Origin of the sequence: Flavobacterium sp. (genome assembly GCF_031409475.1) — a bacterium.
Lineage (GTDB): Bacteria > Bacteroidota > Bacteroidia > Flavobacteriales > Flavobacteriaceae > Flavobacterium.
Map to the genome: position 1 here is coordinate 46,982 of NZ_JANNXH010000049.1, position 10,361 is coordinate 57,342.

General features: G+C 31.4%; 6 protein-coding genes. All 6 read right to left on the reverse strand.

The features are described 5' to 3' along the window. Positions 1-53: 53 nt before the first annotated feature. Complete coding sequence (locus RMO53_RS09525; protein WP_310380012.1) at positions 54-2,429, reverse strand: polysaccharide biosynthesis tyrosine autokinase; 2,376 nt, start codon at positions 2,427-2,429, stop codon at positions 54-56. Between the two features lie 9 nt (positions 2,430-2,438). Then, complete coding sequence (locus RMO53_RS09530; RefSeq protein WP_310380013.1) at positions 2,439-3,188, reverse strand: polysaccharide biosynthesis/export family protein; 750 nt, start codon at positions 3,186-3,188, stop codon at positions 2,439-2,441. 246 nt (positions 3,189-3,434) lie between these two features. Then, entirely contained in the window at positions 3,435-3,890 is a 456-nt protein-coding gene (locus tag RMO53_RS09535; protein ID WP_310380015.1) for a DUF547 domain-containing protein, read from the reverse strand. Between the two features lie 270 nt (positions 3,891-4,160). Further along, positions 4,161-6,734 (reverse strand): T9SS type A sorting domain-containing protein, encoded by a 2,574-nt coding sequence (locus RMO53_RS09540; RefSeq protein WP_310380017.1) that lies wholly within the window; start codon positions 6,732-6,734, stop codon positions 4,161-4,163. Positions 6,735-7,038: 304 nt separating this feature from the next. Continuing rightward, positions 7,039-7,266, reverse strand: coding sequence for a signal peptidase (locus tag RMO53_RS09545; RefSeq protein ID WP_310380019.1), 228 nt, complete (start codon positions 7,264-7,266; stop codon positions 7,039-7,041). Between the two features lie 20 nt (positions 7,267-7,286). Beyond that, positions 7,287-10,361: T9SS sorting signal type C domain-containing protein (locus RMO53_RS09550; protein ID WP_310380021.1), on the reverse strand; the 3,075-nt coding region annotated here is incomplete at its 5' end.

Sequence of the window (10,361 nt, forward strand, 5' to 3'; positions counted from 1 at the left end):
AAGCAGGTAAAAAAACAAATTTATTTCTTTACTATTTTTGTAAATTCAACTATTTACACACTATTTTTTCTTAACATTCGATACCATTTTTTTATTTTATATAGAACGGATGTATTAACAATTGGGTCATTATCATAACCATAACCGTACCCGTAATTATAGGAATAACTGTAACCATATCCTTTACTTTGACCTACATTATTTAAAATGATGCCCATGTTTTTGATGGTGTTTAAGGTCTTTAGATTGGAGATAAATTTAAGTAGTTTTTTTTCTGTAAAATTTGCACGAGTTACATAAAGTACCGTATCGGCAAGATGTGTAATTAAAGTTGTGTCCGCTACTAATAATGTGGGTGCTGTATCAACAATTATATAATCATAGTCGTTTTTTATTTCATTCAACAGCAACTCAAATCGTCCATTAGATAATAATTCAGCTGGATTTGGGGGAATAGTTCCAGAAAAAATAATATCAAAATTTAAATTTGTATCCGTTAAATGACTCACTTTTATATCGCTTACTTTTACACTCGTATCGTACAAGAAATTTGTAATTCCTTTTAAACTTGGTCTTTCTAAATCTAGTTTTCGGTGTAATTGTGGGTTTCTTAAATCGGCTCCTATTAAAATCACTTTTTTGCCCAATGTAGAGAGTGTGATGGCTAAATTCAATGAAATGAATGTTTTACCTTCGCCTTTTATAGTCGAGGTTACAAATAAAACAGAACCATTATCTTTTTTTGTATTGATGTAATTGATATTATTTCGAAGTATTCTAAACGATTCTGATAAAATGGAGCGGTCTAAAAACTGTATTGCTTTGCTTTCAGTTTCAATAAAAGGGATTTCGGCTATTACTGGAACTTCTGGAATTAAGGATTCTAAATCTTCTTTATTGTTAATTTTATTATCCAGCGAATAATAAATATAAATAATGCCAATAGGAATTAATAGTCCAAAAAGCAATGCCGTAATAAAAATCACATTGCGTTGTGGCGCCACTGGATTAGCAGAAAAAATAGCATAATCAACCACTTTAATCGATGGGTTTGTAATGGCTAAATTAATGGCTGCTTCTTCTCGTTTTTGCAACAATAATACATACAAGGATTCCTTTATGGATTGCTGTCTTTCTATAGATCGCACTCCTTTTTCATTAAAAGGAACCTTACTGTATTTAGCATGATCCGAATTACTTATTCTACTGAATTCATTTCTACTGACTGCTAATACGTTTTGATATCCAAGAATTGAAGCCCTAATGTTGTTTTTTATTTGTAAAGCAAGTGTTGCCGCTTCTTTTACCATTGGGTTCGCATCTCCACCACCAGAAAGCATTATCTTATTGCGTTTTAAAATTTGTTCGTTATAATTTGCAACTAATCCATTTACTTCACCATTTTCTATACCAATATTTGAAGGCAATAAATCAAGACCTTTGCTAGTGTTTAGGGCATTTATCATAAGTTTAGCTAGTGCAATTTGTGTGTTTGCAGCTGCTAATTTAGATTTTGATTCATAATTGTTTTGCATTAAAATGGATGCATCGGCTTCAACAAAACTCAACTCGCTCTCTTTTTTGAAATCAGCTTTGGAGGTTTCTATAGAATCCAATTCATTAAAAAGAAATTTAAACCGATCATCTACAAATTCGATAGTTTTCTTGGAAACGAGCTGACGATCTTGTATCCCGTCTTGGTTGAAAACTTCGATTAATGTATTGACAATATCGTTGATTTTATCTTGATTAAAACCCTTTAAAGTAAGGCTCAAAATGTCACTTTGTTTTACAACATAATCAATCGTAATACTATTTGAAATCGATTGTACGACACTCTTTCGGGTTTTTAAAGTGACCAGGTATTCATTCCCATTTGATTTGTTTAATAAAATCTTATTTTTAGGTACTATTTTGAAGGGAATCGCCGTATTAAAATTTGTTTCCCCAAATTTATATTCTTTGTTATTTCCTTTAACCTTGTATCCCGTTTTTGTCAATACAATTTCAAAGGCGGTTTGTTGCGGTATTAAGGAATCTTTTTCTGATGCCCATATTATTCTAAAGGGTGCGTTTTTCCATAATTCTATAGATTTTATAGTTCCTACTGCATAAATTTCGGTAGTTAAATTTAAACTATCAACAACGGCACTTAGTATTCGAGAAGATTTCATGATTACAATTTCATTCCCTTTGCTTGTCTCATTGTTACCAAAAATGGAAACATTATCTGTTGGTAATTTAAAGGCGGTATTTGAATTGTCTAGGATTTTAATTTTGGCACTTGTTTGATAAACATCACTAGCATATCTCAAATAAAAAAAACTTATAATTGTAGCGATGGTAATTGACAAAACAATCCATTTCCAGTGAGATAGGTATTTTAAAATTTCTTGCTTAATATTGAAATTATTTTTCTTGCTTTCCAATGGAATTATTTATTTTGTTAATAATAAGATGGTCGTAATAGCAACTGAAACTATGGCTAATAAATTTCCCAAATTAGGAATATATCCTGACGAAGTCACTTTAGACCCATTTGGATTTACATAAATAACATCATTTGGCTTTATATAATAATACGGTGAATCAAACCATTTTTTTGATGTTAAATCAATAGTCATATAAGTTCGCTGTTTGTCAACTTCTCTAATTATTAAAACGTTTTGTCTTTTGCCCTGTATGGTTAAATCCCCTGCATAGCCCAATGCTTGGAGAATACTTATATTTTGTTCGCTAAAAGTATAAGTGCCTGGTGTTTTTACTTCGCCAAGAATTGTAAATTTTGCATTGGTCAACCTCACGGTTACTGTTGGATTTATAAGTTGCTTCCCTTCGATTAATTTTTTTACTAAAAGATTTTCTAATTCGAGTATTGTTAGGTCATGAACTTTTATTTTACCTAAAATAGGCAGCGTAATAGTTCCTTCTTGAGTTACCAGATAGCCATCGAATTTTGTGTTTGTTGGCTGAATTGTATTATAAATTGCTGCTAAATCTGGGGAACTAGAAAATACAATAATGCTCAAAATATCATTAGCCTGAATTTTCCCTTCGGCAAAAACGGTTGTATCGTGTTCGTTTAAATTGATATCACTAAAGTATATCACGTCTTTTTTTGATGTACAAGAACTAGTAAGCAGAACTCCTAAAATAAGCATTAGGATTTTTTTTTGAAATTTCATCATTATTTTAGAGGTTCTAAATGGTTGTATTGGTTTTAATTAAAATTTTGCAGTTTGTACATGTTATCATAAAATACCTATTGATTTTTTGATTTTTCAATAAAACCATTTCGTTTTTTAAAAAGGGCTTTTTTACTTCTAAAAAATTCAATTTTTGAATGGCTAGGATTGTGAGAAGTTTATAATGAAATTATAGGATTTTAAGGAATGAATCAATAGTTGGAAAATAAAATTTGTTGTTTTGATAAATTAAAATAAATTAAATTCGTTTTTTTCAACTTCTGGAGTGTTGCTTAAATTGATTTTGTCCAAAGACTGATTAATCGAGTTATCTATTTTATTGACAGCTAAATTTTTTATAAAAGTGGAATAAAAAGGATTGTATATTTTATAAAAACCTATTTCGAATTTTTTTACTCTTAAGATTCCATATTTAATATCGTTTAATGATAAAAGATAATGTGAAATTTTAATCCGGTTAAGTTTAAAAAATAGTTTGGGTTTTGTTTGTTCCTTTTTCATAATTAGAACATAAGCATTGTAAATATTGACCCAAAATATTCTTTTTAGTTCATCGGTATTTATTTTGCGTTCCAAACTACTAATGCTTATATAATACAGTTCTTTTCGAAGTGTGGTGGAATCTTCTTCCAGTTTTGCTTTTGTAAGAATGCGTTCGGATAAATCGATGTAATAATTTAACATTGTTTGTTTTGTAAACTTTATCAGAAATATTTAGCCAAAAAAAGAAAATAATATCAATTAAAAATTGTTAAATTTTAACTTAATATAGCTCGGCAAATATTCAATTTTTATTTATTTTTAATAGGAATCTATTGTTAATTTTCATTTCTCAAAATTAAATTTATGTTAACTTTTATAGAATACTAATAGGGTTCATCATCAGGAATCAGAACTGAAATACGGATTCATGGCACTGTTCTAAAGCAATATTTGCTGATTATTATTTTGAAATTATTTTTTTAAAAACCTTGTTGTTCCACTACCATTATCTGAATTTATTTTAATAAAGTAGTGACCTGCGCTGAGTTGCGAAACATTTATTTCTTGTGTAGTTTGGTCTGTATTTAGAATAGTTTGAACCAGTTGCCCGAGTGTATTGTATATCGATAGACTAGTAATTTCTATTTTGTTTTTATTCGTAATATTTAAAACATCACTCACAGGATTGGGATAAATTTCGATTAAATCTGAAAAAACATAGTCTTGAACTTTCAACAATTGAATTCTTGATGCAGCCGTGTTTGTTGCTATAGGTTGTTTATAATCGAAATAAATAGTTGCTGAATTGGACAGCTCATTCCCAGTAACAAGTGTAGGTATTGTTTTGATTTTAAAAACAACATACCCTTTGTTACTTCCCGCAGAAAAAGGGAGGTTGATGTTTTCGAAAATAAATTCAACTGTATTAGTCGCTGTTATTTTTGTGGTAAAGGGATGACTTCCGTTGCCAGCTACAAGCGTGGCAATATCAAACTTTGAAATGTCGATAAGATCTTTTACTACAATATTTTGAACTATGCCTGAACCAGAATTTTCAAAACGAATCATATAATGCAAATATTCTCCAACTTTTGATGGCGATATAGTATTTCCTTCTAAACAAATTTTGTCATTTAAAATTATAGAACTCGACACTGCTTGACTTAAATCTGTGCTATTATCCGTAGGAGTTTCATCGTTTGTGTTGGTTATAGTGGTGTTAAAATTTAATGAATATCCATTATTAACGGTAGGTTTTACTCTCAAGGTTACTTGAATAGTTCTGGTTTCTTGTGGTACTAAATTTGTAAAATTCCAATTCAAATTACCCAAACTTTGGCTGTATACACTAGGATTAGCAGCTACAAAACTCAAAGCCAAATCATCAAAAGTTAGGCTTATAACTCCGGATTGTGTTACATTACCTTTGTTTTTATAAATAATTTGATAGTTGCTTTCAAAATTAGTTCTCGCATTGTCCATAGGTACATATACAATCTCCAGATCAGAACGATTACCATTCGGGGTAATACAAAACGAGGTAGATAAAGGGCTTGGAACATTAGGGAACTTAACTGAAATACTAGCTGGGGAAATAGTGTAGTACGCTGGGTTTTCAAGAACTGGAGTTAGAGTATAAGCACCTTCTTTTAATCCATAGGAATAAGAGCCTGTCGAATCTGGAATAAAAGTTGTAACAGTAGTATCATCCGAAATAGTCCATTTGAGATTTGGAAAATTACGATCTAAAACATCACAACCATTATTATTGATGTCTAGTTTATTTAGGCCTTCTATAGTATAATAATTTCCACCTGGAACAAAGGAGCAATAACTATTTATGGTACAATTAATATAGCCGTTGTTCGAAATTTCTTCTTGAACATACTCCAAGTCCAATTCATCGGCACAAATGTAGTTCAGATTTGGATTTCCAGAAAACAACAATGAACTCTCATTACTCCCGTTTTTCATAAAAATACTCTGGAGCAAATTATTTGAAACTAATAAAAACTGTAATCCAGTTTGGTTCGTAACATCAAGTGTCGCAAGTTTATTATTGTTACCATACAAATATTGAAGATTAGTTAATCCGTTAGTATCTAGTGCTGTAACTTGATTTTTACTGAAATCTAATACTTTAAGGTTTATTAATCCTGTCACTTGAATGGATTGCAATTTATTATTGGTACAATTCAAATAAGTAATAGCAAACAAGGTGTTTGCATTTAAAGCATTGAGTTGATTAAAATTACAATTTAAATTAGTAAGGTTTGTTAATCCATCAATTTTTAACGATACTAATTGATTATTACTACAATTCAAATTGTTCAGGTCGACTAAAGTTGTTGCCTCTAATGTAGAAAGTAAATTATAGTTGCAATTCAAACTAGTAATATTAGTCAGCAAACTTAAATCAAGCGACGTAAGCATATTTCTACTGCATTCTAAAGTGAGCAGACTAATTAAATCACTTAAATCCAATGAAGAAATGGAATTACTATTGCAAGCAAGAGATTCAAGATTATTTAAATTATTTAATTCTAATGAGGTAATTTTGTTATCACTGCATTCTATGGATATTAAATTTATTAAATCATTTGTGCTCAAAGTAGTCAACAGATTTGATTGACAATATAAATTTTGGAGATTAATTGCTCCATTTAATGTAAGTGTACTGATTATATTGTTACTACAATTCAAATCCGTTAAACTTGTTAAATTACTAATATCCAAATTACTAATTTGGTTGTTACTGCATTGTAAAAAAAGTAGATTAGTAAAATTTTCAATCCCAATTAAAGAGTTTATAGATGAACTTTCGATTTCTAAATAACCCACTTGCAAGGCTTCGGTCAATTCAATTTCGCCATTTTTATTAACATCAATTGCAATATAATCCCCAGATAAATTTCTCGCTATTGCATTACTAGAATCAGATTGCAACAATTTTGACTTAAAAGTGGCATTAGGAAAAGTTATAAATTGCGCTGATAAAATGTTACAAAATAAGGTGGTAAAAAGTATAATGTATAGTTTCGACATGTTTTGAATTATTAAAACTCAAAGTTAAAATTTCGCATGTGAAGACCCTTTTTTAGATGTTATTTAAAAGTTATATTTTTTAAACTAAAGACCCTAAAATTAACATACGAATAAAGGATTTAGTTCAGTGTTCGATATCAATATAATTTACAAACTAATCTAAAAACAATTAAGAATCATTACACTATGAATGATTCGAACTTAAAAAAATACCAATCAAGTTTTGAAATGATTGTATTGAAAACAAAAAAAACCCTGTTCTTAATAGAACAGAGTTTTCTAAATTTACTGTAAGAATATTTCGTTATTCTTTTGAAATGCTGCCTTTTTGAACAAAGTATCTCATTCTAAAAAAGACATAGACTAAACCTATCGCGGCTAATACCCAAATATAATCATCAATGGGTGCTCCTGCTGGATCTGTACCTTCTAAACCACCGCCACCATCATTATTCCCTGGTTGTGCAAATACTACAACATTAGAACATAAATAAAAAGCAGCTATATAGTATTTTAATAAATTATTTTTCATTTTTTAATGTTTTTTAGTTCTTAGTTTAATACTTTTTTGGTTACTATGCTGTTATCCTCTCCTACTATTTTAACTATGAAAACTTGATTTGTAGCTTTTGAATCTTTAATGGTAGTTGAATTTGCTTTTACGTTCTTTTGTTCTATGATAAGTCTTCCTTGTATATCAAAAACTTTGATGTTGTTGATGGCTATATTGCCCGAGTTTACATATAGTGTTCCGTTGTTTTTATAAACCCTAACACTGTTTTCGTTAAATGCTGGTGCATCTACTTTTAATGTTTTTTGGTATTTCAAAGAAAATCTAGTGTTGTCTACTCCTGCAACTGCAGTAAAATTATATACTGCTATTTTCAAATCTGTTTCTGTACCAGTTTTGTTGTCTTTTAGATAAATATCTTGACCCGTAGAAAACAATCCGTCAAAGTGATCTAAAGCAATCGTGTAATCACCTGCTACATCTGTTTTGAAGTTTAAAGCTACAACATCACTAGCATCAAATGTAGGACGACCTTGAATGGTGTATTCTTCATTGTTTATATTAGAGGTTAAAGCGATTGAACTATCGTTGAAATATTTAGCATCAAAAATATCTATTCCTTGTATTGCATCTGTAGTATAGCCTACTAATACTTGACTGAAAGCACCGCTAGTATTAGTCAAGTTTAACCAAACACGATTTTTATCAACAACTGATTTAGTTTTGAAAAACTGATTTTGATTGTTAGCTACTCGCATTGCATTGTTAAAAGAAACAGTTGTTGCGCCAGTTTTAGCTTTAACAAAGAAACCTTGACCTACTTGAATATTTCCATTAGGTAAAGCACTACTTGGCGTTGCGGAAGTAGAGCCCATTGGATTATAGACTGCATAAGCAGAACCCGCAGCGGCATTTATTTTTCTCCAAAAATACAAACTACTTTCAATGTTTGCAGTATTAGCTGTAATAAATGCTTGTGCATCAATTGTAGATGGATATGGATTTCCTATCATATTGTAACCGTAAGTTACACCATTATTAGTTATTGATTTTGAAATATCTCCATTGTTTGGTACACCAGTAAAAGCTCCTGCATAAGTTATTGCACTTGGATAACCAGCATCAGTATCGGGCATACGAATTAAATAACCCGCGCCAGTTGTAAATGGAGTTGTTGTCGGGCTTGCAATAACACTATATAAATTAGAAGGCTCATCGTAGTTGTAAAAACGAGTATCCAATGTTGCTGGTGAGAAAGTTTTCAAAAACAAAGCAGCATTCGTCGTTGGTGAAGACCATATCGTGTAATCAAAACGATTTAAAAGATTACTGTTTCTATTTACTGTAATATTACCTGTATTAGTATTAGTTGTACCACTTTGAATCAAATTAGCGTTGCTAGCAAGAGTCATTGTACCCGTATTTGTAATAGCGCCTGTAACAGTTAAGTTTGAACCAGAATTTACAGTTAAACTAGTTGAAACAATTGATAATGAGTTAATATTTACATTGCCTGTTATAACCGGTGCGTTTGGTGCAGGAACAATGCTAACATCTGAATTTTGATCTGGAATACCTGCGCTCCAGTTTCCAGCATTAGTCCATGAAGTATCAGTAGCTCCAATCCAAAGATTTGCAGTTGGTGACGTAGCTGCGTAAACTAATTCTACTTTTCCTGGAGTAGCATTCGTATAAACTAAAGACCAACCTGTTGTTAAACCTATTACAGAAGCGAAACTTCCTGTAAGTGAACCTGTGGCATTTGTTTTAAGAATTTCTATAGTAACTGGTCCAGCTGGTGTATAAATACCCGTAATATCTAATGTTGCACCAGATATGTTGAACGAACCAAGAGCCGTTGTGCTTGTAACTTGATCATAATCTATACCTGCAGCTGTATTACCCGATACTTGTAGTACTAATTTTCCTGTAATCGTTGTAGCAGCTCTAGCAAAATTCGTAATTCCTTTTCCTGATGATCCTCCAGGTGCTATAACACTAGTTGCATTAAGTGTTAATGTTACTGAAGTTATAGCATTTAAATTTACTCCTCCTCCTTGTCCAGTATTTATTGTACCAGAATTTGTAGTGGTCGAAGATATGGCATTTGTTGTTATGGCCGTAACTGCTGAATAATCGATAGTTGCATCTCCTGAACCACTCACAAGCGTAAGAGTTCCTATGGCAGGAACAGTTGTATTTGGAGCTGAAGCAGCAAGTATTTGCAAACCTGCACCAGTTACTTTTGTAGTTCGTATGGTATATACATTTAGATTCCCATCTGTATATGTTGCGTCAGCAGTAGCGGCAGCTCCTATTAATACAGTAAAGTTAGCTGGGGATTTTGTAAAATTAATACTTCCCGTACTATTGTTAGTAACACCAGGAAAACCAGCAAGTGAATTATTTGTATTTACAATTCCGCTATTAATAAGTGTAAATCCTTGCGCGATACTATTTATTGAACCGTCAAGGTTAAAAGTACCGTTATTAGTAAAAGTAGTTTTCAAACGCTGACCACCACCAGAACCCCAAATAGCATATCCGGTTAATGCAATAGTTGATGGATTTTTTAATGTAAGTGTACCATTATTAGTAATAAAAACACCCGTAATATTTGCAAAATTACTTTGTTGTTGTTGATAAGCCGCTTGACCTGTCCAAACAAATCCAGTTGGATTAGTTACAGAAGGAGTAAGACATGCTAAATCTACATTTATAATACCATCGTTCACAATATTGATTTTCATATCTTGAAGATTGGCAGTTGATGTAATACCAGCAGTAATACCACTTCTTAGGCTTTCGCCAAGAATATTGATGGTTCCATTATTAGTAAAATAAGTTGGGTTTCCAACACCTCCAGCTCCAACAGCATTTGCTATACTTATACCGTGATTTAAACTATTCCCTAAACTGTATGATTCAAGTATTGTACCTGAGTTTACAGTAACTCTATTTAAAGATCCTACTACAAGTATTCCTGCTCGTACTGGTGCTAGTGCTGTTCCTAGTTTAAATCCAGTTCCTCCAATGATTAATGGTGAAGGAAATGTTACCGGAACAGGTACAGCAGGTAGTGTAGCCGCAAGAGCTCCAGTTACCGCTACAGCTCT

Excerpts from the sequence above, each read along its gene's own strand:
- RMO53_RS09530 (WP_310380013.1), bottom strand. The coding sequence starts at position 3,188 with ATGATGAAATTTCAAAAAAAAATCCTAATGCTTATTTTAGGAGTTCTG.
- RMO53_RS09535 (WP_310380015.1), bottom strand. The coding sequence starts at position 3,890 with ATGTTAAATTATTACATCGATTTATCCGAACGCATTCTTACAAAAGCA.
- RMO53_RS09540 (WP_310380017.1), bottom strand. The coding sequence starts at position 6,734 with ATGTCGAAACTATACATTATACTTTTTACCACCTTATTTTGTAACATT.
- RMO53_RS09545 (WP_310380019.1), bottom strand. The coding sequence starts at position 7,266 with ATGAAAAATAATTTATTAAAATACTATATAGCTGCTTTTTATTTATGT.